This is a genomic window from Leucobacter soli (assembly GCF_042659205.1).
Lineage (GTDB): Bacteria > Actinomycetota > Actinomycetes > Actinomycetales > Microbacteriaceae > Leucobacter > Leucobacter soli.
This window is the reverse complement of record NZ_JBHSRW010000002.1, coordinates 1-22,017: the sequence shown is the minus strand read 5'-3', so window position 1 is coordinate 22,017 and position 22,017 is coordinate 1. Positions and strand designations below refer to the sequence as shown.

Genomic DNA, 22,017 nt, shown 5'->3' with positions numbered 1-22,017 from the left:
ACCCGGCTAGGATCGCCGCATGACCTCTCTCGCCGCCGCTCCATCCGCTCGCAGCCGGAGAGCCTACGCGGTCTTCTCCATCGTGCTGGGCGCGATCGGCTGGTTCGCGTCGTTCGAACTCATCACCGAGTACATCAAGAAGCTGAAGAACCCGGACTACGTTCCGAACTGCTCCGTCAGCATCCTCGTCACCTGCGGCCCGAACATGGACTCTGCGCAGGGCTCGCTCCTCGGGTTCAGCAATACGATCCTCGGCGTCGCCGCCTTCGTCGCTCCGATCGCGGTCGGTGTCGCACTGCTCGCAGGAGCCCGCTTCGCCCCCTGGTTCTGGGGTCTCTACCAGGTCGGCTTGCTCGCCGGATTCGTGTTCGTGTGCTGGCTGCAGTACCAGAGCATCTTCGTGCTCGGCACCCTCTGCCCGTGGTGCATGGTGGTGTGGGCCGTCATGATCCCCCTCTGGTGGAGCGGTCTCGCGCGCCCGTTCGCATCCGGAGGAATCCCGCTCGGCCCGAACGCTCGAAGGCTCGCTCAGACCCTGTACAGCTGGGTATGGGTCGTGGTACTCGTCAACTACCTGGTGGTCGCGGCCATCGCGCAGATGCAGCTGAACTGGTTCGCCGAGTTCGCGCGCTGAGTCGGCGAACGGATACGTCCGCGGGCCTCGTCTCCGGCCCGGCTGTCATCCGTTCAGCGTCCGCCAGAGCGCGTCCACCTGCTGGAGCGTCTGCTCCTTGCTCCCGGAGGTATCGATGAGCACGCCGGCGGCAGCGCGCCGCTCGTCGTCGTCGGCCTGGCTGGCGATCCGGCGCGCCGCCTCCTCCTCGCTCAGTCCCCGGAGTTCGACCAGTCTTCGCTCCCGCTTCTCAGCCGGCGCATCCGCGATCACGATGAGATCCCACCTCACCGTCCCGTCGCTGTGGGCGCCCGTCTCGACGAGCAGCGGGATCTCGTACACGACGATGGCTGCGGGATCCGCTGCCTCCGCCGCCGCGATCCGCTCCTGCGCGAGCTCCCGCACCGCGGGGTGCACGATGCCGTTCAGTTCGGCGAGTGCGTCGGGATTCGCGAACACGAGGCTGCCGAGCGCCTCGCGATCGAGCGCCCCGTCCGCGGCGATCACGTGCTCGCCGAACGCGGAACGGATGCGCTCGAGTGCGGGAGCACCCGGCTGCACGACGTCCCGGGCGAGTTGATCCGCATCGATCCGAACGGCTCCGAGCTCCTCGAGCCGTCGCCCGATCGTGGACTTTCCCGAGGCGATCCCGCCGCTCAAACCGATCAGCTTCATGCTGCCACTGTAGCGAGGCGACTGGTACGACTCCGCCCGCAGCACCTCGGATTCTAGACTGGGAGCATGATCGAGGTCATCACCGGTCTGGTGCTCGCGAGCGCAGCCGGCCTGAACGCGTACATCCCCCTGCTCGGGCTCGGCCTGCTCTCCCGCTTCACCGATCTCGTGCAGCTGCCCGAGAACTGGATCTGGCTCGAGAACGAGTGGACGCTCGGCATCATCGGGGTGCTGCTGGTCGTAGAGGTGATCGTCGACAAGGTACCGGCGCTGGACACGGTGAACGACGTGCTCCAAACCGTCGTGCGTCCGGCGTCCGGCGGGCTGGTGTTCTCCGCGGGCGCATCGAGCGACACCGTCGCGGTGACCGATCCCGCGGCGTTCGCCGACTCCGCGCAGTTCTGGCCGTTCGTGCTCGGCATCGTCGTCGCGCTGCTCCCCCACCTGCTCAAGATGATCGCTCGGCCGTTGCTGAACCTGGTGAGCGCCGGCTTCGGCGCCGCCGTGGCGAGCACGCTCGAGGACATCGGCGCGGTGGTCTTGACGATCCTCGCGGTCGTCGTCCCCGTGCTCGCACTGATCGCCGTGGTCGTGACGATCCTGCTGCTGGTGCGGCGTCTGCGCCGCGCGCTGCGCGTCCGCCGGGAGCAGCGGGCGGCCGGCGGATCGCCGGTGTCGGCCTGAGCCGACGGGTTCGACGGGACGGATCCGCAGACCTGCTCCGCGAAACGTGTCTGCGAGCGACTTCAAGAAACGCGACAGGCTCCGCACCCGAGGGGATGCGGAGCCTGTCGCGTTTACCGGAGGCTACCGGGCTCAGTTGCCCTCGAGCTGCGCCTTCAGCGCGGCAAGCGCCTCATCGTCGGCCAGCGCACCGGTCGACGACGAGTCGCTCGAGAAGCTCGACGGAGCGGCGGCGGAACCGGCGGCGGGGAGCTCGGCCTGCGCGGCGATGGCCTCGCCGACCTGCTTCTTGTGAGCCTCCCAGCGCTCCTGCGCTGCTGCGTACTCCTGCTCCCAGGCCTCGCGCTGGGTCTCGAAGCCTTCCTTCCACTCCTGGGTCTCGGGATCGAAGCCCTCGGGGTACTTGTACTCGCCGTTCTCGTCGTACTCGGCGGTCATGCCGTACAGCGCCGGATCGAACTCGGTGCCCTCGGGGTCGACGCCGTCGTTCGCCTGCTTGAGGCTGAGCGAGATCCGACGACGATCGAGATCGATGTCGATGATCTTGACGAAGACCTCCTGGCCGGCGGAGACGACCTGCTCGGCGAGTTCGACGTGCTGGCCCGAAAGCTCGGAGATGTGCACGAGGCCCTCGATGCCGTCGGCCACGCGGACGAACGCGCCGAAGGGCACGAGCTTGGTGACGACGCCCGGGGCGATCTGGCCGATCGCATGGGTGCGGGCGAAGACCTGCCACGGGTCTTCCTGCGTCGCCTTCAGCGACAGCGAGACGCGCTCGCGGTCCAGCTCGACCGACAGCACCTCGACGGTGACCTCCTGGCCGACCTCGACGACGTCGGAGGCGTGGTCGATGTGCTTCCACGACAGCTCGGAGACGTGCACGAGGCCGTCGACGCCGCCGAGGTCGACGAACGCGCCGAAGTTGACGATCGACGAGATGACGCCCTTGCGAACCTGACCCGGCTTGAGCTCGGCGAGGAACGACGAGCGGCTGGCCGACTGCGTCTCCTCGAGCAGAGCACGGCGCGAGAGCACCACGTTGTTGCGGTTCTTGTCGAGCTCGAGGATCTTGGCCTCGATCTCCTGGCCCAGGTACGGGGTGAGGTCGCGCACGCGGCGCAGCTCGATCAGCGACGCGGGCAGGAAGCCGCGCAGGCCGATGTCGACGATCAGGCCGCCCTTGACGACCTCGATGACGGTGCCGGTGACGACGCCCTCGGTCTCCTTGATCCGCTCCACGTCGCCCCACGCGCGCTCGTACTGCGCACGCTTCTTCGACAGGATCAGACGGCCTTCCTTGTCCTCCTTCTGGAGCACGAGCGCCTCGACGGGATCGCCGACCTGAACGACCTCGTCGGGGTTCACGTCGTGCTTGATGGACAGCTCGCGCGAGGGGATGACGCCCTCGGTCTTGTACCCGACGTCGAGGAGCACCTCGTCGCGGTCGATCTTCACCACGGTGCCCTCGATGAGGTCGCCGTCGTTGAAGAACTTCAGAGTCTTCTCGACCGCGGCAAGGAAGTCTTCGGCCGAGCCGATGTCGTTGATAGCGACCTGCTTGCTTGCCTTTTCGGTCGTTGCGTTCGTCATGTAATTGGTCTCCAGAATGGACAGGGAATCAAGGCGGATCGTACGATATTCCGAGCAGCCGATCGGCGGCCGGGCGTGCGACTCGCACGTGGACATGGTTGAGTCGTCACAGAAGTGACCCTTTACCCTACCGTCTTTCTCGACCGGTCGTCAATGCGTCGTGCGGCCGCTCAGGTCAGTGCGCCGCAGCGTTCCAGTTCGCCCCGTGCCCGACCTGCACGTCGAGCGGCACCAGGAGTTCGGCGGCGCCGGCCATCTCCTCCCGCACGATCGTCTCGAGCGCGTCCCATTCGCCCTCGGCGACCTCGAACATGAGCTCGTCGTGGATCTGCAGCAGCATGCGCGACGCCATCGACCCCGCGCGCATGCGCAGCTCGACCTGCACCATCGCCCGTTTGATGATGTCGGCGGCGGATCCTTGGATCGGCGAGTTCAGCGCCGCGCGCTCCGCGTTCTCGCGCAGTACTCGGTTGGGGCTCGCCAGGTCGGGGAACGGCCGGCGGCGCCCGAAGATCGTCTCGGTGTAGCCGTCGATCTTCGCCTGCTCGACCACGGATCGCAGGTAGTCGCGCACGCCGCCGAATCGCTCGAAGTAGTCGAGCATCAGCTGTTTCGCCTCGGCGCCGGTGATCCCGAGCTGCTTCGCCAGGCCGAACGCCGATAGCCCGTAGGCGAGGCCGTACGACATCGCCTTGACCTTGGCGCGCATCTCGCTCGTGACCTCGGCGGGCTCCACGCCGAAGATGCGCGAACCCACGAAACGGTGCAGGTCCTCGCCCGCGTTGAACGCCGCGATGAGGCCGGCGTCGCCGGAGAGATGCGCCATGATCCGCATCTCGATCTGCGAGTAGTCGGCCGTCATCAGCGTTTCGAACTCGCCCGAGTGTATGAAGCCCTCCCGGATGCGCCGGCCCTCCTCGGTGCGCACGGGGATGTTCTGCAGGTTCGGATCGGTCGAGGCGAGACGGCCCGTGCTCGCACCGATCTGCACGAGCGTGGTGTGGATCCGCCCGTCGGGCTGCACAGCCTTGATCAGTGTTTCGATTATCTGCCGCAGCTTGTTCGCGTCGCGGTGCGCGAGCAGCGCGTCGAGGAACGGATGCGGCTGCTTCGACTGCAGGTCCGCCAGGGCGGCCGCATCCGTCGTGTACCCCGTCTGCGTCTTCCGCGTCTTCGGCATGTCGAGTTCTTCGAAGAGCACCTGCTGCAGCTGCTTGGGCGACGAGAGGTTCACCTCGTGCCCGATCGCGGCGAAGGCCTCCTGCTCCAGCCCGGCGACCCGCTCGCGCAGTTCGGCCTCGTGCGCCTGCAGCAGTGGCAGGTCGATCTCGACACCGCGCCGCTCGAGCGCGTCGAGCACGGGCAGGAGGGGCAGCTCGATCTCCGAGTACACCTCGCCGGTACGCCCATCGAAGCGGGAGCGGATGACCTCGTGCACGCGGACGATGTACCAGGCAAGCGCATCGGGCCCTGCGACCGAACCCTCCTCGGGCACCAGCTGGTTCGGATCCCCCTCCGGCACCTGCTCGCCCAGATAGCGGAACACCGCTTCGGCGATCGTCTTCTCGGGCGCGGTGGGGCGGACCAACCAGGCGGCGAGCAGGGCATCCCCGGCGATGCCGGCCAACCGGATGCCCGCGCGCTCCGCGATCTTCATCTGCGGCTTGGCGTCGAACAGGATCTTCGGGGCATCTGCGGAGAGCCACGCCTCGAACTGCGCGTAGTCCCGGCCGCCCGGCTTCCAGTTCACGAGCACGGTCGAGTCTGGGGTTGCGAGCCCGACGTGCAGGCCGCCGGCGTCCTCCGTGATGAGCACGGCCGGCTGCTCCGCCTTCGCGAGCCAGTCTCCGAGCTCCTCGTCGAGCAGAAGCCGAGGCTCCGGGAGCGTCGGCGCCAGGGACACCGCGCCGCCGTCCGTCGCCTCGGTATCGGCTCCGGCGAGCTTTCCCACGCGCTGGAGCAGTGTGCGGAACTCGAGCCGGGCGAACACCTGCTGCACGGCGCTCATGTCGATATCGCCGCGCGCCAGCTCGTCGAGGGAGACGCCCAGCTCGACGTCGCGCACCAATCGGTTCAGCCGGCGGTTGCGCTCGGCCAGGTGGGCGTGCTCGCGCAGGCTCTCGCCGACCTTGCCGCCGATCTCGTCCTGCCGCCGCAGCACCTCTTCGAGCGAACCGAACTGGTTGATCCACTTCACCGCGGTCTTCTCACCGACGCGCGGGATGCCGGGCAGGTTGTCACTCGTCTCCCCCACCAGCGCGGCGATCTCGGGGTACTGCTCGGGCCGGATGCCGTAGCGCTCCATCACCTTGTCCGCGTCGTAGCGCGTGAGCTCGCTCACCCCCTGCTTCGAGGGGTAGAGCAGCGTGACGTCGTCGTCGACGAGCTGGATCGTGTCGCGGTCGCCGCTCACCACCAGGACGCGGTACCCCTCTGCAGCGCCGCGAGTCGCGAGCGTCGCGAGGATGTCGTCGGCCTCGTAGTTCTCCTTCTCGAGGGTGCGGATGCCCATGGCGTGCAGCGCCTCCTGCAGGAGCGGCACCTGGCCCTTGAACTCCGGTGGCGTCTCGCCCCGGGTGCCCTTGTACTCCGGGTACTCGTCGGTGCGGAAGGAGTGCCGCGAGATGTCGAAGGCGATCGCGAGCGCGTCGGGATTCTCGTTGCCCAGCAGGTTGATGAGCATGGAGATGAAGCCGTGGATCGCGTTCGTGTGCTGCCCGGTCTGCGTCTGAAAACTGTCGACCGGCAGCGCGTAGAAGGCGCGGAATGCGAGCGAGTGGCCGTCGATGACCATGAGGGTAGGCTGAGGATTGCTTGGCACAGGGCCAGCCTACAAGTCGCCGCCGACATTCATCGGGAGAAGATCAACGTGACCATCACCTCCGAAGACGGCACCGCCTACATCGCCCGCCGAGGACTCGGTGCTCTCGCCGACAGGATGGGCATCGTCTTCACCGAGTTCAGCGGCGACCGCGCGGTCGCGACCATGCCGGTGGAGGGCAACACCCAGCCGATCGGACTGCTGCACGGCGGCGCGTACGTCGTGCTGGGGGAATCGCTCGGGTCGATGCACGCGAACCTGATCGCGCCCGAGGGCATGGTGGCCGTGGGCATCGACATCAACGCCACGCATACGTCGTCAGCGACCGAGGGCGTCGTGACGGGCGTGTGCACGCCGATCAAGGTCGGCCGAACGCTCACAGTGCACGAGATCGTGGTGACCGATGAGCGCGGTCGCCGATGCTCGACGATTCGCATCACGAACCTCTACCGGCCGGCGCCGTAGCCGCGCCGGAGATCCCGCGACTCGCTTCGTTCGCGCAGGATGACGGGGTCCGAGCCGCGGCGCCACCGCGCCCGGATCGCCGTATCTCAGTCGGTAAAGACGTACTCGAGTTCGATCGACGGGTCGATGGCGGAGATGATCGTGTCGTAGTGGGATCTCGCCTGGTCCTGAAGCATCTCGCGGTTCTTATCGACATAGGCGAGCTGTCGTTCTCCGTCGAGAATCGCATTCGTCATCTTCGATTGATCGATCTCTGGGGCGACCCAACTCAGAATGCCGTTCTTCTCGACGGCCGACTCGAACTTGACCTCGTCATGCCCGATGAAGATGAATGAGGGGACCGTCACACGGTACTGCTTTTCGTCGAGCTTCTCGATCTCGACATCCTTCCCCTCTATTCCGAGCTTGGCGTTGAAGGCGTAACCCAGGAGTTTGGCGCGCTCGCTCCCAGGAACTGCGATCCCCCAGATCTTCTTTGTTTCCTGGTCTTCCTTCTCAACGCCTTCGATGACGAGGCTGACCAGTACCACCTGATCCTGGGGAAGCACGGCGACGATCTTCTCCATGCTCTCGGTTGCGCTGGCAGGTGCTGCGTCTCCGAGGATGCCGCTCAGCGGGCCGACCGCGAGTGCGACCCCACCGCCGAGCAGTCCGACAATGAGGACCAGACCGAGCACCAGCTTGATCACGAACTTCACGAGCATGAGACCCCCCTCAACCAGCGGAGACCGAACCGTGCTCGAACGCGCTAGTACTGCAAGACTAGTGACTTTGCGCTCAAGAATTCAAGGCACTGTTTCGCGGCGCTACCCGTCCGAGGCTCCTCGGCGAGGGAGAAGGCGTGCCGGAAGCCGGTGTGGATCCTGCGACTCGCTTCGTTCGCGCAGGGTGACAGGGTTGAGGGTCACGCGCAGGGCGACGCGGGAGGGCCGGGGTGGCGCAGGATGACGGGGTCGACGCGACGCGTCAGTCCGACTTCTTCTGCCCGAGCTGGTCGATGATGGTCTTCGCGACGTCCTGCATCGTGAGGCGACGGTCCATCGAGGCCTTCTGGATCCAGCGGAACGCCTCGGGCTCGGTAAGCCCCATCTTCTCGTTCAGGATGCCCTTCGCGCGGTCGACGAGCTTACGGGTCTCGAATCGCTCGGCGAGATCGGCGACCTCGTTCTCGAGCGCGACGATCTGCTGGAAGCGGGAGAGCGCGATCTCGATCGCGGGGATCAGGTCCGCCGGGGTGAAGGGCTTCACGACGTAGGCGAGCGCGCCCGCCTCGCCGGCGCGCTCCACGAGCTCGCGCTGGCTGAACGCCGTGAGCAGGACGACCGGGGCGATGTGATCCTTGTTGATCTGCTCCGCGGCGGAGATGCCGTCGAGCTTCGGCATCTTCACGTCCATCACGACCAGGTCGGGCTGCAGCTCTTCGACCAGGCGCACCGCCTCTTCACCGTCACCGGCCTCGCCGACGACCTCGAAGCCGTTGTCGCGGAGAGTCTCGACGATGTCGAGTCGGATCAGTGATTCATCCTCGGCGACGACGACGCGTCGGGCCGGTGCGGTGCTCTGCTCGGTCATGCCTCGTAGCTTACTACTCGCACCCCGGCCGAAGCTGCGCCGCGCGTATCGTCGAGGCTGCGGGCTTCGCGGAGCACGTCGTATCGCGACGGAGCGAAGTGCCGAATGCGGGACTCGAACCCGCACGCCCGAAGGCAACGCATTTTGAGTGCGTCGTGTCTGCCAATTCCACCAATTCGGCGCAGGGCTATGAGCCTAGCGCAACCCGGAAGCCGCGGATCCCACGGCCTCGATCACGCCACGCGCTCACCCTGCGGTCACACCGGCACGCCGCCGCGGCCGATGGTGTGCTTGCGCGGCCCGGCCTCGCTCAGCTGGCCGGTCGCCTCCCCCATGCGGTGGATGCGCAGCGTGTTCGTCGTCCCGACGACGCCCGGGGGCGATCCCGCGATGATCAGAACCTTGTCGCCCACCTCGATGCGGTTGCCGTCGAGCAGCACGATGTCGACCTGCGCGAACATCTCGTCGGTGGACCCGACGCGCGGCACCTCGTAGCTCCGGGCGCCCCAGGTCAGTTCCATGCGGCGGCGGATCTGCCTGCTCGGCGTGAAGCCGATGATCGGGATGGGCCTCCGCAGGCGGGACATCCGGCGCACGGTATCCCCCGACTCTGTGAACACGCAGATGTACTTCGCCCCGATGAACTCCGCGACCTCCGCCGCGGCGAGCGTGAGGGCGCCGCCTTGCGTGTGCGGGCTGGCTCCGAGCGGCTCGATGCGGTCCAGCGCGTGCTCCTCGGTGGCGACGATGATCCTCGCCATGGTCTCGACGGCTTCGACCGGGTAGGCCCCGACGCTCGTCTCGCCCGACAGCATGACCGCGTCCGCGCCGTCCAGCACCGCGTTCGCGCAGTCGCTCGCCTCGGCCCGGGTGGGACGAGGGTTCTCGATCATCGATTCGAGGACCTGCGTAGCCACGATCACGGGCTTCGCATTGCGTCGCGCGAGCGCGATCGCCTCCGTCTGCACGAGCGGAACCTGCTCCAGGGGCAGTTCGACGCCCAGGTCGCCGCGGGCGACCATGATGCCGTCGAAGGCCTGCACGATGCCCTCCAGGTTCTCCACGGCCTGCGGCTTCTCGATCTTCGCGATGACCGGCAGCTTGATGCCGGCCGCGTCCATGATCTCGTGCACACGGGTGATGTCGGCGGCGTCCCGTACGAAGGAGAGCGCGATGTAGTCCACGCCGAGCTTCAACGCCCAGCGGAGGTCGTCCTCGTCCTTCTCCGAGAGCGCTGGAACGTTGACCGCCACCCCGGGAAGGTTGATCCCCTTGTTGTTCGAGACGGCGCCCGGCACCTCGACGACCGTGTGCACCGTGTCCTCGGTGACGCGGGTGGCGCGCAGCGTCACCTTTCCGTCATCGATGAGCAGCGGGTCGCCGGGTCGCACGTCGCCGGGCAGGCCCTTGTGCGTGGTCCCGCAGATCGTCCGATCGCCCACGACGTCCCGCGTCGTGATGGCGAACTCGTCGCCCTCCTCGAGCTCGTACGGGCCGTCGGCGAACGTGGCGAGACGGATCTTGGGGCCCTGCAGGTCGGCGAGCACCGCGATCGGGCGGCCGACCTCGTTCTCAGCGCGCCGGATGTTGCGGTAGATGCCCTCATGCACGTTATACGTGCCGTGCGACATGTTGAGCCGCGCGACGTTGACGCCCGCGCGGATCAGTTCGAGCGTGTGGTCGTAGCTGGAAACGGCCGGACCCCAGGTGGCGACGATCTTCGCGTGACGCATATCCGGTCAGCCCTTCTCTTGGCCCTCGGGAACGGAGATCTTCTCCTCGCCTCCGGCCGCATCGGCATCGACGTCGGATCGATCGGCGCCGGCATCTTCGGCGTCCGGATCCTCGGTCGCGGATCGGTCTGCGCCGAGCACGTGGAAGTACTCGTCGGGGTCGGCCGTGAGCTCGTCGATCGCATTCCGCGGGTTCCGACGCCCGGGGAGGTAGATCGAGGTCTCGAGCCCCACGTGGCGGCGTCGCTGCACCAGGATGATGGCGAGGCCGAGCAGGATGGCGAGCAGCGCCGTGAACTGGTTCGTACGCAGACCGAGCACGAGGAGGCTCGGATCGACGCGCATTCCCTCGACGAAGAAGCGACCCACGCCGTACCAGATGAGGTACATGCCGAAGAACACGCCCCAGCGCGGCCGCCATTTGAACTCGATGGCGAGGAGCACCGCGACGCCGAGCACGTTCCACAGGATCTCGTAGAGGAATGTGGGGTGGAACAGCGTGCCCTCGGGCAGGCCGATCGGGAACGCCGGGTTGGTCGACTCGATCTCGAGCCCCCAGGGCAGCGAGGTGGGGCCGCCGAAGAGCTCGTGGTTGAACCAGTTGCCGAAGCGGCCGGCGGCCTGGGCGAGCAGCAGGCCCGGAACGAGCGCGTCGGCGAACGACCAGAAACGGATGCCCGTGATCCGCGAGGCGATCAGCACGCCGGCGGCGCCGCCGAGCAGCGAGCCGAAGATGGCGATGCCCCCGTTCCAGAAGGCGAAGATCTCGAGGGGGTTCTTGCCCGCACCGAAATAGTCGCCCCAGTGGGTGAGCACGTGGTAGAGCCGCGCACCGATGATGCCGAGCACCACCGCCCACACGGCGAAGTCGATGACGACGCCGTTCTCTCCACCCCGACGGGTGAGCCGGCGACCGGTCCAGATCGCGGCGATGATGATCCCGGTCAGGATGCAGAGCGCATAGAAGTAGATGCGCAACGGGCCGATCTGCAGGAACTGCGTCTCGGGACTCGGGATGCTCAGCGGAAGAATCATGCTCTGCTTTCTCGCGTCAGCGGGATCGCCGGCGCAGACGCGCAGCGGCACATACGGATCAATCCTAGCGTTCGGGATCGGGGGCGCGGCCGGTGCCGCGGGCGATCTCCTCGACGACGGTCGCCAGGCCCGCGACGCCGCCGTCCCGCAGCGCGCGGACGAAGGCCGTGCCGACGATCGCGCCGTCGGCGTACTCGAGCGCGGTTGCGACATGCGCGGCGTTCGAGATGCCGATGCCGACGCAGGCGAGCTCGGCACCCTGCGCGCGCAGACGCTCGGTCAGGCCTCGCGCGGCGGCGTCGAGCGAGGCCCGCTCCCCCGTGATGCCCATCGTCGACACGGTGTAGACGAACCCGGTGGTGCTGCGCGCGACGAGCCCGAGGCGCTCGTCGGTGGAGGTCGGTGCGGCGAGGAAGACCCGGTCGAGACCGTGGCGCTCGCTCACCTCGATCCACTCGGCGGCGGAATCCGGGGTGATGTCTGGTGTGATGAGGCCCGCGCCGCCCGCCGCGGCCAGATCGGCGGCGAAGCGGTCGACGCCGTACTGCACGACCGGGTTCCAGTAGGTCATCACGAGCACGGGGGTGTCGACGGCCTCGCGCACGCGGCGCACCGCCTCGAAAACGTCGCGCAGACGGAAGCCGCGTTCGAGCGCGGTGCGCGTCGCGTCCTGGATCACGAGTCCGTCCATCACGGGATCGCTGTAGGGCACGCCGAGCTCGAGCACGTCGGCCCCGCTGCGCGCCATCGCGATCGCCGCGTCGATGCTCGTGCCGAGGTCGGGGAAGCCGATCGGCAGGTATCCGATCAGCGCGCCGTTCCGCTGTTCCTTCGCCTCGCGGATGGCGGCGGCGACCTGAGATTCCCGGCCGCTCATGCGCCCGCCTCCGATCCTTCTCCGTCGAGCAGGCCGAAGTACTCGGCCGCGGTCTCCATGTCCTTGTCGCCGCGTCCCGAGAGGCTCACCGCGATGAGGCCGTCGGGTCCGAGCTCGCGCCCGATGCGCAGAGCGCCCGCGAGTGCGTGCGCCGACTCGATCGCCGGGATGATGCCCTCCGTGCGGCTGAGGAGCTTCAGCGCCTGCATCGCCTCGTCATCGGTGGCCGGGATGTACTCGGCGCGTCCGATGTCGGCGAGCCAGGCGTGCTCGGGGCCGACGCCCGGGTAGTCGAGCCCGGCCGAGATCGAGTGCGACTCGATCGTCTGGCCATCCTCGTCCTGCAGCACATAGGTGCGCGAGCCGTGCAGGATCCCCGGTCGGCCGCGTTCGATCGAGGCCGCGTGCCGGGGCGTGCCGATGCCGTCGCCGGCGGCCTCAACGCCGTAGAGACGCACCTCGGGATCGTCGAGGAACGCGTCGAACATGCCGATCGCGTTCGAGCCGCCGCCGACGCAGGCGACGACCGCGTCCGGCAGCCGCCCGGCCGTATCGAGCAGCTGGGCTCGCGCCTCCTCGGAGATGACCTTCTGGAAGTCGCGCACCATGGCGGGGAACGGGTGCGGGCCGGCCGCCGTGCCGAAGATGTAGTTCGTGCGCTCGACCGTGGTCACCCAGTCGCGGTACGCCTCATTGATCGCGTCCTTGAGTGTGCGGGACCCGGTGCGCACCGGCACCACTTCGGCCCCGAGCAGGCGCATCCGCGCCACGTTGAGCGCCTGGCGCACGGTGTCCACTTCACCCATGTAGACCGTGCACTCGAGCCCGAAGAGCGCCGCCGCCGTCGCCGTCGCCACGCCGTGCTGACCGGCGCCGGTCTCGGCGATCACCCGGGTCTTGCCGAGGCGCTTCGTGAGGAGCGCCTGCCCGAGCACGTTGTTGATCTTGTGCGATCCGGTGTGATTCAGATCCTCGCGCTTGAGGAAGATCCTGGCGCCGCCCGCGTGCTCGGCGAACCGGGGCACCTCGGTGATCGGCGAGGGCCGACCTGCGTAGGAGCCGAGGAGCTCGAGCAATTCGGCGTGGAACGCGGGATCCGCCTTCGCGGCCTCGTACGCGAGCGTCAGCTCGTCGATCGCCGCGATCAGCGACTCGGGCATGTACCGCCCGCCGTACTCGCCGAAGTCTGGGCCGTGCTGCTCGCGCAGCGATACCCCGGGCCCGCCGGTCTGCTGGTCTGTCATCGTTGCTTCCATCCCCGCCGCACGGGTCGGCGGTTCGTTCTCGGGTGCTGCTGCCACGCAGCGGGTCAGACGCTCAGGTAGCTCTGCAGCGTCGTGATGGGATCGTTCGTCACCAGCGCTTCGCCCACCAGCACGACGTCGGCGCCGGCTTCGCGGTAGCGCACGACATCGCTCACGTCGAGCACGGCCGACTCGGCGACGCGGATCACGCCCGCCGGGATCTGGTCGGCGACTCGGCCGAAGAGATCCCGGTCGAGTTCGAAAGTCGACAGGTCCCGGGCGTTCACGCCGATCAGCTGGGCCCCGAGGTCGACCGCGCGGGCCACCTCGGCCTCGCTGTGCGTCTCTACCAGCGCGGTCATGCCGAGCTGGCGCGTGAAGGCGTAGAGGCGCTGCAGGGTGTCCTGCGGCAGTGCGGCGACGATCAGGAGCACGAGATCGGCTCCTGCCGCGCGCGCCTCGAGGATCTGGTACTCCTCGCCGATGAACTCCTTGCGCAGCACCGGAATGCTCACGGCCTTGCGCACGGCCTCGAGGTCTTCGAGAGAGCCCTTGAACCGCCGCTGCTCGGTGAGCACGCTGATCGCGCTGGCTCCGCCGGACTCGTACTGAGCGGCGAGCGCCTGCGGCTCGGGGATGTCCGCGAGGTCGCCGCGGGAGGGACTCGCGCGCTTGACCTCGGCGATCACGCGGATGCGATCCGTCGGCGCCAGCGCCTCGAGCGCATCGAGCGCCGGAGCGCGGGACGCGGCCTCGGCCTCGACCACGACGGTCGGCTTCAGCTGCCTGCGTGCCCGCGCGTCCTCAAGCGATCCGGCGAGCAGTTGATCGAGCACCTCAGTCGTGGGGCTTGGGGTTGTACTTGGGGCCGTTCACGCCGTAGCCGGCCTTCGCGAGGATCGCCCCGAGCAGCGCGCCCACCACCACCACGCCGACGCTCACCCAGACCAGCCAGACCTGCTGCAGGAAGAATGCGGTCGTCGCGACCGCGATGCCGAGCAGCATGACGATCACCGCCGTCCATGCCGCGGGCGAATCGCCGTGACCAGGATCTCCGTGCTGGGTACTCATGTATCTCCTCGAAACTGATGGGTCGTCGACCAGCCTACCGCGAGTCCGACGTTTCCTGCGAGTTCTGGACGGCCCGTCGCGTCGCCGTCACCGGCCTCACGGACGGGGGTCGCTCGGATCCTGGCCCTCGCTGAGCGCGTCCCACTCGCCGATTCGATCCGGTGCGCCTCCCGCAGCAGCCGCGTCGCCCCGGTCGGGGCGCGACTGGTACTTCCGCCCCGCGGCCCGCCACCCTCCGCCGAGCAGCAGCACCAGTACGCCGGCGAGGGCGATCGCCCCGCCGTACACGCACGTGAGCACCGGCCACGGAGTGGTCGAGAGCCCGCTCACCAGCGCGTACTGGGCGTCGCCGGCGAGGCCGGTCGCCTCGGCGACCACCCACTCGACGCCGCCGCGCGGATCCAGCTGCGCATTCGCTCCGAGCAGCGCGATCCCCGCACCGAGCAGGAGCACCACGGCTCCGAGCACCCGCCGGAGGACCGGGCCGGCGATCGCGAGCACGAGGGCGGAGGCCAGCGCGGCGATCGCGATCGGCGAGATCGACGGATTGAGCTGCTGGCCGGTCACGCTGAGCTCGTCGAACGCGGCCGCACCCGCGAAGAGGTCGATCTCCACCCAGATGCGGGTGGCTGCGGCCAGGGTGAGGACGCTGCCGATGACGATCGCCACGAGCAGGATCCGTTTGCTGCGGGAGCCGCGCACCGTTCCGCCGTCGCTCGTAGACGGGCGCTCAGCCATCCTCGCCGCCCAGTCGGGTCAACGTGTTCGCGATGGCGACGGCGCGCAGCGGGGCGGCCGCCTTGTTGCGCGATTCCTGATCCTCCATCTCGGGCACGGAATCGGCGACGATCCCACCGCCCGCCTGCACCATCGCGATGCCGTCCCGGATCGTCGCAGTGCGGATGGCGATCGCCAGATCGGCGGCCCCGCCGAGGCCGAAGTAGCCGACGACTCCCCCGTAGACGCCGCGGCGCACCGGCTCGAGCTCGTCGATGATCTGCAGGGCGCGCGGCTTCGGCGCTCCGCTGAGCGTACCGGCCGGAAACGTCGCCCGAAGCGCATCCACCGGGTTCTGGTCCTCGCGCAGACGCCCTTCCACGGTGCTCACGATATGCATGATGTGACTGAAGCGCTCGATCCGCATGAACTCCGTCACCTCGACGCTCGAGGGCCGGCAGACGCGCAGCAGATCGTTGCGCGCGAGGTCGACGAGCATCAGGTGCTCGGCGCGCTCCTTCTCATCGGCGAGGAGCTCCCGCTCGTGCTGCAGATCCTCGTCCACCGTGGTCCCGCGCGGGCGAGATCCTGCGATCGGGTGCGTCAGCACGTGCCCGTCCTCCTGCACGGTGACGAGCGCCTCGGGGCTGGATCCGACGACCGCGAACGGCGCGCCCTCCGCGTCCTCGGCCTGCAGCAGGTACAGGTAGGGGCTCGGGTTCAGGTGCCGGAGCACCCGGTAGACGTCGAGCGGGTCGGCCGTGCACTCCAGGTCGAAGCGCTGCGAGACGACCACCTGGAAGATGTCTCCGTCGACGATGTACCGCTTCGAGCGCTCGACGCTCGCGAGGTAATCGGCCTCCGCTGTGCGGCGGGCGGCGTGCGGCTCAGCGTCCCGATCGAGCGAGCCGAGCGGCGACGGGACAGGGGCCGACAGAGCGGCCTGCAACGCGTCGAGACGCCGCTGCGCATCCGACCAGAGCGCATCCGCGTCTTCGGCCCGATCATCGTTCAGCACGTTGGCGAGCAGCACGACGCTGCCCTCGCGATGGTCGATCACGACGAGCTCGGATACGAAGCTCAACGCCTGGGTCGGCAGTCCGGTTCCCTCCGCCGGTCCGTTCGGCAGGCGTTCGAACTGCCGCACCGTCTCCCAGCCGAGGTAGCCGACGAATCCGCTCGCGAGCGGAGGCAGCCCGGGCTCGGACTCCTGATGCCAGCGCTCGTACACCGCGCGCAGCGCCTCTGCCGGCGCGAGCTCCGAGACACCGCCGGGCAGCAGACGCCCTTCATCCACCTGCTTGCCCGCTTCCGGCACCCAGTGGGCGCGCCCCTCGCGTTCCGTGAGGACGCCGAAGCTGCCTGCGCCGACGAAGCTGAACCTCGTCCAGACGCCGCCCTGCTCTGCCGACTCGAGCAGGAAGGTGCCCGGGCGGCTCGCGGCCACCTTGCGGTAGATGCTGACCGGGGTGTCGGCATCGGCGAACACCTCGCGGCAGACGGGGATCACAGTGCGGGTCGCGCGTGCCGCTTCGAAGGTCGCGCGAGTCGTCGTCAGGCTCACGGGATCAGCCTACCGGGGCCTGCGGCCCCGTCTGCGCGGCGGCATCACCCGTGCTCGGCTCACCGTCCGGCCCATCGGGGTCTCCGACCGCCCCGGTCAGCTCGCGGCCGTCGAAGCAGCTCCGCGTGCCCGTGTGGCAGGCCGCGCCCTGCTGGAGCACCCGCACGAGGAGCGTGTCCCCGTCGCAGTCCGCGGCGACGGACCGCACGTACTGCCGATGCCCCGAGGTGTCGCCCTTGCGCCAGTACTCCCCGCGCGAGCGGGACCAGTAGGTGACGCGCCCCTCCCCGAGAGTCCGGCGGAGCGCCTCCCGATCCATCCAGGCGAGCATCAGCACCTGGTCGTTCTCATCGTCCTGCACGATGACGGGGATCAGGCCGTCGGCGTTGAACTTCAGCGCCTCGAGGTCGGGTGCCGCGTATTCCATTCCTGTCGCTTCGGTGCTCATCGTGTCAGCGCACCTCGTAGCCGGCTTCGGCGATCGCCCGCTTCACCTGGCCGACCGTGAACGTGCCGTCGTGGAACACCGAGGCCGCGAGCACGGCATCCGCGCCGGCCGCGATCGCCGGCGCGAAGTGCGAGAGCTCCCCGGCGCCGCCCGAGGCGATCACCGGTACGGACGAGATGCCGCGAACGAGCGACGTGAGCTCCAAGTCGAAGCCGGCCAGCGTGCCGTCGGCATCCATCGAGTTCACGAGCAGCTCCCCGGCGCCGCGGTCGACGGCCTCCCCGCACCACTCGAGCGCGTCGAGGTCGCTCTCCCGCCGGCCGCCGTGCGTCGTCACGACGAAACCGCTCGGCTGATTCGGCGAACGCTTCACATCGAGCGACAGCACCAGCACCTGCGCGCCGAAGCGATCCGCGATCTCTCCGATCAGCTCCGGCCGCGCGATCGCGGCGCTGTTGACCCCGACCTTGTCCGCGCCGACGCCGAGCAGACGGGCGACATCCTCGTCGCTGCGGACGCCTCCGCCGACCGTGAGCGGGATGAAGACCTGCTCCGCCGTGCGGCGCACCACGTCGTACGTGGTGCTGCGGTCGTCGACCGTCGCGGTGACGTCGAGGAAGGTGAGCTCGTCCGCTCCCTGCTCGGCGTAGCGGGCGGCGAGCTCCACCGGGTCGCCCGCGTCACGCAGATTGAGGAAGTTGACACCCTTCACCACACGACCGGCGGCCACGTCGAGGCACGGGATGACGCGCACGGCGACACTCATCGCTCTCTCCCCTCAGAGCCGCGCCGCGTGGATCGCGGTCACGAGAATCGCGCGGGCGCCGAGATCGGCCAGGCGGTCCATCACGTCGTTCGCCTCGTCGGAGGTGACCATCACCCGGACGGCGACCCAGCCCTCCTCCTTCAGCGGGGAGACCGTGGGCGACTCGATGCCGCCGGCGACCGCCGTGGCCGCCTCGAGCTTCGACTCCTCGAGGTCGTAGTCCATGATCACGAACTTCCGCGCCACGAGCACGCCGCGGAGCCGTCGCAACAGGCGGTCGATGCCCTCTCGGCGGTTGGGCCCGCCGATGAGCACCGCCGTCGATTCGAGGATCACCGGACCGAAGATCTCGAGACCCGCCGAGGCCAGCGTCGCCCCGGTCGACACGACGTCGGCGACGGCGTCGGCCACGCCGAGCTGCACGGCCGATTCGACCGCGCCGTCGAGCTTCACCGTCTTCGCTTCGATGCCGCGTTCGCGCAGGAAGTCGTCGACGAGCTTGGGGTAGCTGGTCGCGACGCGCTTCCCCGCGAGGCCCTCGATCCCGGTGAACGCACCGGCCGGCCCGGCGAAGCGGAAGGTGGAGTCGCCGAAGTCGAGGTGCGCGATCTCCCGCGCGTCGGAGCCCGAGTCCAGCAGCAGGTCGCGGCCGGTGATGCCGACGTCGAGGGCGCCGGAACCGACGTAGGTCGCGATGTCCCGCGGCCGCAGGTAGAAGAACTCGACATCGTTGCGGACGTCGGCGTGGACGAGCTTCCGGCTGTCCCTGCGGCCGCTGTAGCCGGCCTCGGCCAGCATCTCGGCGGCGATCTCGGAGAGCGAACCCTTGTTGGGAACCGCTACACGGAGCATGGGGTGGTCCTTCCCTGGTGGCCGCGCTGCGCGGCCGTGCGGTGTGATGGAGCTGTGGCGAGCATCGGCGGCGAATGCGCGGGATCGCGCGGGAAGCCGACGCTAGAGATGCGTGTAGACGTCGGAGAGGCTCAGGCCCTTGGCGAGCATGAGCACCTGCAGATGGTAGAGCAGCTGGCTGATCTCCTCGGCGCAGTCCTCGTCGCTCTCGTACTCGGCCGCCATCCAGACCTCGGCGGCCTCCTCGACGATCTTCTTCCCGATCGCGTGCACGCCGGCGTCCAGGCGCGCGACCGTATCGCTGCCCTCGGGGCGCGCAGCGGCCTTCTCGCTGAGTTCAGCGAACAGCTCGTCGAAAGTCTTCACGTTTACCTATCGTATCGGGTCGCCGGGCGCGGATCGGCCGATCAGTGCGCATGGGCGGCCGCTGCGGATCGGAGCTGCGCGATCCGTTCCTCGGGAACCCCGCCGTAGACGGCGGAGCCCGCCACGAAGGTGTCGGCGCCCGCCTCCGCGGCGATGCCGATCGTGTCGACCGTGATGCCGCCGTCGACCTGCAACCAGACGTCGAGGCCCAGCCGTGCCTTCGCCTCGGCGAACGCCCGCAGCTTCGACATCATGTCGGGCATGAACGACTGCCCGCCGAATCCGGGCTCGACCGTCATCACCAGCACCTGGTCGAACTCGGGCAGCAGCTCGAGGTAGGGCTCCGGGTCGGTACCCGGTTTCAGCGCGATGCCCGCTCGGGCGCCGATCTCGCGCAGTCGACGGGCGAGCGCCACCGGATCCGCCGCTGCCTCCGCATGGAACGTCACCGAGAACGCGCCCAACTCGGCGTAGCCAGGAGCCCAGCGGTCCGCGTCGGCGATCATCAGATGCACGTCGAGCGGCACCGGCGAGACTGCCTGAATGCGCTCGACGATCGGCGGCCCCATCGTGAGGTTCGGCACGAAGTGATTGTCCATCACATCGACGTGCACGAGGTCCGCGGTGGCGATCCGCTCGAGCTCGTGCTGCAGGTTGACGAAGTCGGCCGAGAGGATGCTGGGGTTGATGCGCTGCGCGGTCACCGGACCAGCCTACGGCTTCGCCGCGTCGATCGACGACCCCGGCGCCGTCTCCGGTGATGTCCCCGGCGGCACGGGGCCGGCCTCGGGCGGTTCGTCCGCGGCCGACAGCGGTGCTGCCGGCTCCGCCTCGGCGAAGCTGCGGCTGAGCCTGCGGTAGGTGGGCGTGAGGATCGCAGCGAGCGCCAGGACCACGGTGATGAGGCCCGTCCAGAAGAAGATCAGGGCGATGCCTCGGCTCTCCCCCTCGCCCAGCAGCCAGCCCCAGCGGGCCTGTCCGGCCGGGTCGTCCATGTACGGAACCACCCAGAACTCTGCGACGGGCGCGATGATGAAGGCGGTGATCGGCGCGGCCGCCGCTTCGAAGGTCATCGCGAGACCGAATACGCGGCCCTGCTTCTCGAACGGCACCACGCGCTGGATCACGGTCTGCTCGGCCGCTTCGATCGCGGGCATCATGAGCATGAACACCCAGATGCCCGCGATGAACAGCCAGGCCCACTCCCGGATGGTGATCACGCTGCCGAGCAGGCCGAGCAGCGCCACGAGCAGCAGCATCGTGCGCACCGGGTTCCTCCCCAGTCCCCGCTTCGCGACGATCGCGCCGCCGACGATGAAACCGGTGCCGGCGACGCCGAAGAGCAGGCCCCAGATCTCCACCGGGAACATGGTCAGGCCGTACGGGTCGAGCAGCGCCATGTACACGCCCGACGAGAGATTGTTGAAGGTCGTGAAGATGACCAGCCCGATGAGCCCCGGCACGGCGAGCATGGCCAGCCAACCGCCCCGGAAGTCGACGGCGCTGCGGTTCGGATCGTGCGCGATCTCGGGCTCGGGGATGCGCAGCAGATGCAGGTGCACGACCGGGATCGCCGTCAGCGCCGTGGCGATCAGCATGGTGACGCCCATGCCGAAGAACCCGATGGAGATACCGCTGAAGACGCTCGTGACGATGAAGCTGAGACCCTGCACCGTCCCGACGAGACCGTTCGCGTTCGCGTGGCGCTCCACCGGCACCAGCAGCGTCACCGTCGTGGAGAGCGCGAGGCCGCGCAGCAGCTCGACCACGCAGCCCGCGAGCAGCACGAGCGCGAACGCCCAGAACCACGGTCCGTTCAGCGCGAGCAGCGTCTCCGCCGGAATCGTGAAGAAGATGACGCATCCGACGACGAAGGCCACGAGCGAGCACCAGGCCGACACCAGCATCACCCGATGCTTGCGATAGCGGTCGACGAGCGATCCGAACCACATCGAGCAGACCGCGAGCAGGATCATGTAGGCGCCGCTCAACAGGCCCGTGGCGAGAATGCTCTTCGTCTCGAGGTACACCCAGAAGACGACCGCGAACCAGATGAAGTTGGTCGTGAGCCCCGCCACCGCCGTATTCACCAGGACATGCACGAAGGTGCGCCATTGCGCGCGCTGCTGCGCGACCGGCGGCACGGAGGACGTCTCCCGGCCCGGCCCTTCAGCGCCGTTCGAGGCGGCCTCGGGTGTGCTCACCCGAACAGCTTACGCGCTCGCCCCGCTGCCTCGCCGACCCGTCGACTCGACCGGGGTCCCGGTCGTCGTGCCACCGGTTCATCCCGACGAGCGGGATTCTCCACTCATCGGTTCGTCGCGACGAGCGCGACTTTCCGCCTGTCAGTTCATTGCGACGAGCGCGACTCTGCGCCTGTCAGTTCATCGCGACGAGCGCGACGAACATCCCATCGGTGCCGTGGCGGTGCGGCCAGAGCTGCGCGCCGAGCTGCGGGCCCGGCAGATCCAGCGCATCGCGCGCCACCGCGTTCAGCACGGCCCGTGCATCCAGCTCGCGCAGCCCGGGATGGCGCTTCAACGCGCCGGCGACCACCACCCGGGTCTCGGCGAGGTGCGGCGAGCAGGTGACGTAGGCGATCACGCCCCCGGGTGCGAGATGCCGCACCGCCGAGTCGAACAACTCGCCCTGCAGCGCCGTGAGCATCGGCAGATCCTCGGGAGTCTTGCGCCAGCGCGCCTCGGGGCGGCGACGCAGCGCGCCCAGCCCCGAACAGGGCGCATCGATGAGGATCCGGTCGAATCGGGCATCCGGTCCGCCGAAGGCGCCGTCGTCCCGGCCGTCCCGGCACACGATCTCGACATCGCCCTCATGCGCGACCACCGCGCGACTCACGAGTTCGGCGCGATGCTCGGAGACCTCGTTCGCGCGCAGCGACGCACCGCCGAGCGCCGCCTCCGCCG

At 68.7% G+C, this 22,017-nt stretch carries 22 protein-coding genes, 1 tRNA gene and 1 pseudogene; 3 read left to right on the top strand and 21 right to left on the bottom strand.

What is annotated here, in order from left to right:
• The first annotated feature begins 19 nt into the window (after nt 1–19).
• A complete protein-coding gene (locus ACFPZL_RS00415) occupies nt 20–634 on the top strand; it encodes a vitamin K epoxide reductase family protein (protein WP_218115741.1) in 615 nt (204 codons plus the stop codon).
• A 45-nt stretch (nt 635–679) separates the two neighbouring features.
• Here ACFPZL_RS00415 and coaE read toward each other — a convergent pair whose 3' ends face one another.
• Complete coding sequence (coaE, locus tag ACFPZL_RS00410) at nt 680–1,288, bottom strand: dephospho-CoA kinase (protein ID WP_218115740.1); 609 nt, start codon at nt 1,286–1,288, stop codon at nt 680–682.
• A gap of 66 nt (nt 1,289–1,354) precedes the next feature.
• Here coaE and ACFPZL_RS00405 point away from each other — a divergent pair, with 66 nt between their 5' ends.
• On the top strand, nt 1,355–1,972 hold the full coding sequence (locus ACFPZL_RS00405; RefSeq protein WP_218115737.1) for a DUF4126 domain-containing protein: 618 nt from the start codon (nt 1,355–1,357) through the stop codon (nt 1,970–1,972).
• Nucleotides 1,973–2,104: 132 nt separating this feature from the next.
• Here the strand turns inward: ACFPZL_RS00405 and rpsA are convergent, their stop codons facing one another.
• Together rpsA and polA are read right to left on the bottom strand one after the other, a co-directional pair.
• On the bottom strand, nt 2,105–3,562 hold the full coding sequence (rpsA, locus tag ACFPZL_RS00400; protein WP_218115736.1) for a 30S ribosomal protein S1: 1,458 nt from the start codon (nt 3,560–3,562) through the stop codon (nt 2,105–2,107).
• Nucleotides 3,563–3,737: 175 nt separating this feature from the next.
• Nucleotides 3,738–6,356: a DNA polymerase I gene (gene polA, locus ACFPZL_RS00395; RefSeq protein WP_218115778.1), complete on the bottom strand. Its 2,619-nt coding sequence runs from the start codon at nt 6,354–6,356 to the stop codon at nt 3,738–3,740.
• Between the two features lie 144 nt (nt 6,357–6,500).
• Between polA and ACFPZL_RS00390 the strand changes: the two genes are divergently transcribed.
• Nucleotides 6,501–6,848 carry a hotdog fold thioesterase gene (locus ACFPZL_RS00390; RefSeq protein WP_218115776.1) on the top strand — a complete coding sequence of 116 codons (348 nt, stop codon included), beginning with the start codon at nt 6,501–6,503 and terminating at the stop codon, nt 6,846–6,848.
• A gap of 86 nt (nt 6,849–6,934) precedes the next feature.
• On the opposite strand, the gene ACFPZL_RS00385 is transcribed toward ACFPZL_RS00390, so the two are convergent.
• The 18 genes and pseudogenes from ACFPZL_RS00385 to ACFPZL_RS00300 all read right to left on the bottom strand — a co-directional run.
• On the bottom strand, nt 6,935–7,552 hold the full coding sequence (locus tag ACFPZL_RS00385) for a hypothetical protein (RefSeq protein ID WP_218115734.1): 618 nt from the start codon (nt 7,550–7,552) through the stop codon (nt 6,935–6,937).
• Between the two features lie 262 nt (nt 7,553–7,814).
• Nucleotides 7,815–8,420, bottom strand: a complete 606-nt coding sequence (locus tag ACFPZL_RS00380) for an ANTAR domain-containing response regulator (RefSeq protein WP_218115732.1) — start codon at nt 8,418–8,420, stop codon at nt 7,815–7,817.
• Nucleotides 8,421–8,519: 99 nt separating this feature from the next.
• Nucleotides 8,520–8,601: transfer RNA gene (locus ACFPZL_RS00375), tRNA-Leu, on the bottom strand.
• Nucleotides 8,602–8,677: 76 nt separating this feature from the next.
• The gene (gene pyk, locus ACFPZL_RS00370) at nt 8,678–10,153 is read right to left on the bottom strand and encodes a pyruvate kinase (protein WP_218115731.1); all 1,476 of its coding nucleotides are present in this window, start codon (nt 10,151–10,153) and stop codon (nt 8,678–8,680) included.
• Nucleotides 10,154–10,159: 6 nt separating this feature from the next.
• On the bottom strand, nt 10,160–11,188 hold the full coding sequence (gene lgt / locus ACFPZL_RS00365; protein WP_218115729.1) for a prolipoprotein diacylglyceryl transferase: 1,029 nt from the start codon (nt 11,186–11,188) through the stop codon (nt 10,160–10,162).
• Nucleotides 11,189–11,252: 64 nt separating this feature from the next.
• The gene (gene trpA / locus ACFPZL_RS00360) at nt 11,253–12,065 is read right to left on the bottom strand and encodes a tryptophan synthase subunit alpha (RefSeq protein ID WP_218115727.1); all 813 of its coding nucleotides are present in this window, start codon (nt 12,063–12,065) and stop codon (nt 11,253–11,255) included.
• Nucleotides 12,062–13,309 carry a tryptophan synthase subunit beta gene (trpB, locus tag ACFPZL_RS00355; protein WP_218115725.1) on the bottom strand — a complete coding sequence of 416 codons (1,248 nt, stop codon included), beginning with the start codon at nt 13,307–13,309 and terminating at the stop codon, nt 12,062–12,064. The genes trpA and trpB overlap by 4 nt, the downstream gene beginning before the upstream one ends.
• A 65-nt stretch (nt 13,310–13,374) precedes the next feature.
• On the bottom strand, nt 13,375–14,145 hold the full coding sequence (trpC, locus tag ACFPZL_RS00350) for an indole-3-glycerol phosphate synthase TrpC (protein ID WP_218115723.1): 771 nt from the start codon (nt 14,143–14,145) through the stop codon (nt 13,375–13,377).
• A gap of 1 nt (nt 14,146) precedes the next feature.
• Nucleotides 14,147–14,380, bottom strand: a complete 234-nt coding sequence (locus tag ACFPZL_RS00345) for an HGxxPAAW family protein (protein WP_218115721.1) — start codon at nt 14,378–14,380, stop codon at nt 14,147–14,149.
• Nucleotides 14,381–14,476: 96 nt separating this feature from the next.
• On the bottom strand, nt 14,477–15,118 hold the full coding sequence (locus ACFPZL_RS00340; RefSeq protein WP_218115719.1) for a Trp biosynthesis-associated membrane protein: 642 nt from the start codon (nt 15,116–15,118) through the stop codon (nt 14,477–14,479).
• A complete protein-coding gene (locus ACFPZL_RS00335; RefSeq protein ID WP_218115717.1) occupies nt 15,111–16,661 on the bottom strand; it encodes an anthranilate synthase component I in 1,551 nt (516 codons plus the stop codon). Before ACFPZL_RS00335 ends, ACFPZL_RS00340 begins: the two co-directional genes overlap by 8 nt.
• A gap of 4 nt (nt 16,662–16,665) precedes the next feature.
• Complete coding sequence (gene hisI / locus ACFPZL_RS00330) at nt 16,666–17,109, bottom strand: phosphoribosyl-AMP cyclohydrolase (protein WP_382332067.1); 444 nt, start codon at nt 17,107–17,109, stop codon at nt 16,666–16,668.
• A 4-nt stretch (nt 17,110–17,113) separates the two neighbouring features.
• Nucleotides 17,114–17,875 carry an imidazole glycerol phosphate synthase subunit HisF gene (hisF, locus tag ACFPZL_RS00325; RefSeq protein WP_218115716.1) on the bottom strand — a complete coding sequence of 254 codons (762 nt, stop codon included), beginning with the start codon at nt 17,873–17,875 and terminating at the stop codon, nt 17,114–17,116.
• Between the two features lie 12 nt (nt 17,876–17,887).
• On the bottom strand, nt 17,888–18,727 hold the full coding sequence (gene hisG, locus ACFPZL_RS00320; protein ID WP_218115714.1) for an ATP phosphoribosyltransferase: 840 nt from the start codon (nt 18,725–18,727) through the stop codon (nt 17,888–17,890).
• Nucleotides 18,728–18,829: 102 nt separating this feature from the next.
• Nucleotides 18,830–19,093: a phosphoribosyl-ATP diphosphatase gene (locus ACFPZL_RS00315; protein ID WP_218115707.1), complete on the bottom strand. Its 264-nt coding sequence runs from the start codon at nt 19,091–19,093 to the stop codon at nt 18,830–18,832.
• 41 nt (nt 19,094–19,134) lie between these two features.
• Nucleotides 19,135–19,797, bottom strand: a complete 663-nt coding sequence (gene rpe, locus ACFPZL_RS00310; protein ID WP_218115705.1) for a ribulose-phosphate 3-epimerase — start codon at nt 19,795–19,797, stop codon at nt 19,135–19,137.
• A gap of 9 nt (nt 19,798–19,806) precedes the next feature.
• Complete coding sequence (locus tag ACFPZL_RS00305) at nt 19,807–21,297, bottom strand: MFS transporter (RefSeq protein WP_328798027.1); 1,491 nt, start codon at nt 21,295–21,297, stop codon at nt 19,807–19,809.
• A 175-nt stretch (nt 21,298–21,472) separates the two neighbouring features.
• Nucleotides 21,473–22,017: pseudogene (locus ACFPZL_RS00300) on the bottom strand (rRNA small subunit methyltransferase B); the annotation flags it as partial.

Excerpts from the sequence above, each read along its gene's own strand:
- ACFPZL_RS00415 (WP_218115741.1), top strand. The coding sequence starts at position 20 with ATGACCTCTCTCGCCGCCGCTCCATCCGCTCGCAGCCGGAGAGCCTAC.
- coaE (WP_218115740.1), bottom strand. The coding sequence starts at position 1,288 with ATGAAGCTGATCGGTTTGAGCGGCGGGATCGCCTCGGGAAAGTCCACG.
- ACFPZL_RS00405 (WP_218115737.1), top strand. The coding sequence starts at position 1,355 with ATGATCGAGGTCATCACCGGTCTGGTGCTCGCGAGCGCAGCCGGCCTG.
- rpsA (WP_218115736.1), bottom strand. The coding sequence starts at position 3,562 with ATGACGAACGCAACGACCGAAAAGGCAAGCAAGCAGGTCGCTATCAAC.
- polA (WP_218115778.1), bottom strand. The coding sequence starts at position 6,356 with ATGGTCATCGACGGCCACTCGCTCGCATTCCGCGCCTTCTACGCGCTG.
- ACFPZL_RS00390 (WP_218115776.1), top strand. The coding sequence starts at position 6,501 with ATGGGCATCGTCTTCACCGAGTTCAGCGGCGACCGCGCGGTCGCGACC.
- ACFPZL_RS00385 (WP_218115734.1), bottom strand. The coding sequence starts at position 7,552 with ATGCTCGTGAAGTTCGTGATCAAGCTGGTGCTCGGTCTGGTCCTCATT.
- ACFPZL_RS00380 (WP_218115732.1), bottom strand. The coding sequence starts at position 8,420 with ATGACCGAGCAGAGCACCGCACCGGCCCGACGCGTCGTCGTCGCCGAG.
- pyk (WP_218115731.1), bottom strand. The coding sequence starts at position 10,153 with ATGCGTCACGCGAAGATCGTCGCCACCTGGGGTCCGGCCGTTTCCAGC.
- lgt (WP_218115729.1), bottom strand. The coding sequence starts at position 11,188 with ATGATTCTTCCGCTGAGCATCCCGAGTCCCGAGACGCAGTTCCTGCAG.
- trpA (WP_218115727.1), bottom strand. The coding sequence starts at position 12,065 with ATGAGCGGCCGGGAATCTCAGGTCGCCGCCGCCATCCGCGAGGCGAAG.
- trpB (WP_218115725.1), bottom strand. The coding sequence starts at position 13,309 with ATGACAGACCAGCAGACCGGCGGGCCCGGGGTATCGCTGCGCGAGCAG.
- ACFPZL_RS00345 (WP_218115721.1), bottom strand. The coding sequence starts at position 14,380 with ATGAGTACCCAGCACGGAGATCCTGGTCACGGCGATTCGCCCGCGGCA.
- ACFPZL_RS00340 (WP_218115719.1), bottom strand. The coding sequence starts at position 15,118 with ATGGCTGAGCGCCCGTCTACGAGCGACGGCGGAACGGTGCGCGGCTCC.
- hisI (WP_382332067.1), bottom strand. The coding sequence starts at position 17,109 with ATGAGCACCGAAGCGACAGGAATGGAATACGCGGCACCCGACCTCGAG.
- hisF (WP_218115716.1), bottom strand. The coding sequence starts at position 17,875 with ATGAGTGTCGCCGTGCGCGTCATCCCGTGCCTCGACGTGGCCGCCGGT.
- hisG (WP_218115714.1), bottom strand. The coding sequence starts at position 18,727 with ATGCTCCGTGTAGCGGTTCCCAACAAGGGTTCGCTCTCCGAGATCGCC.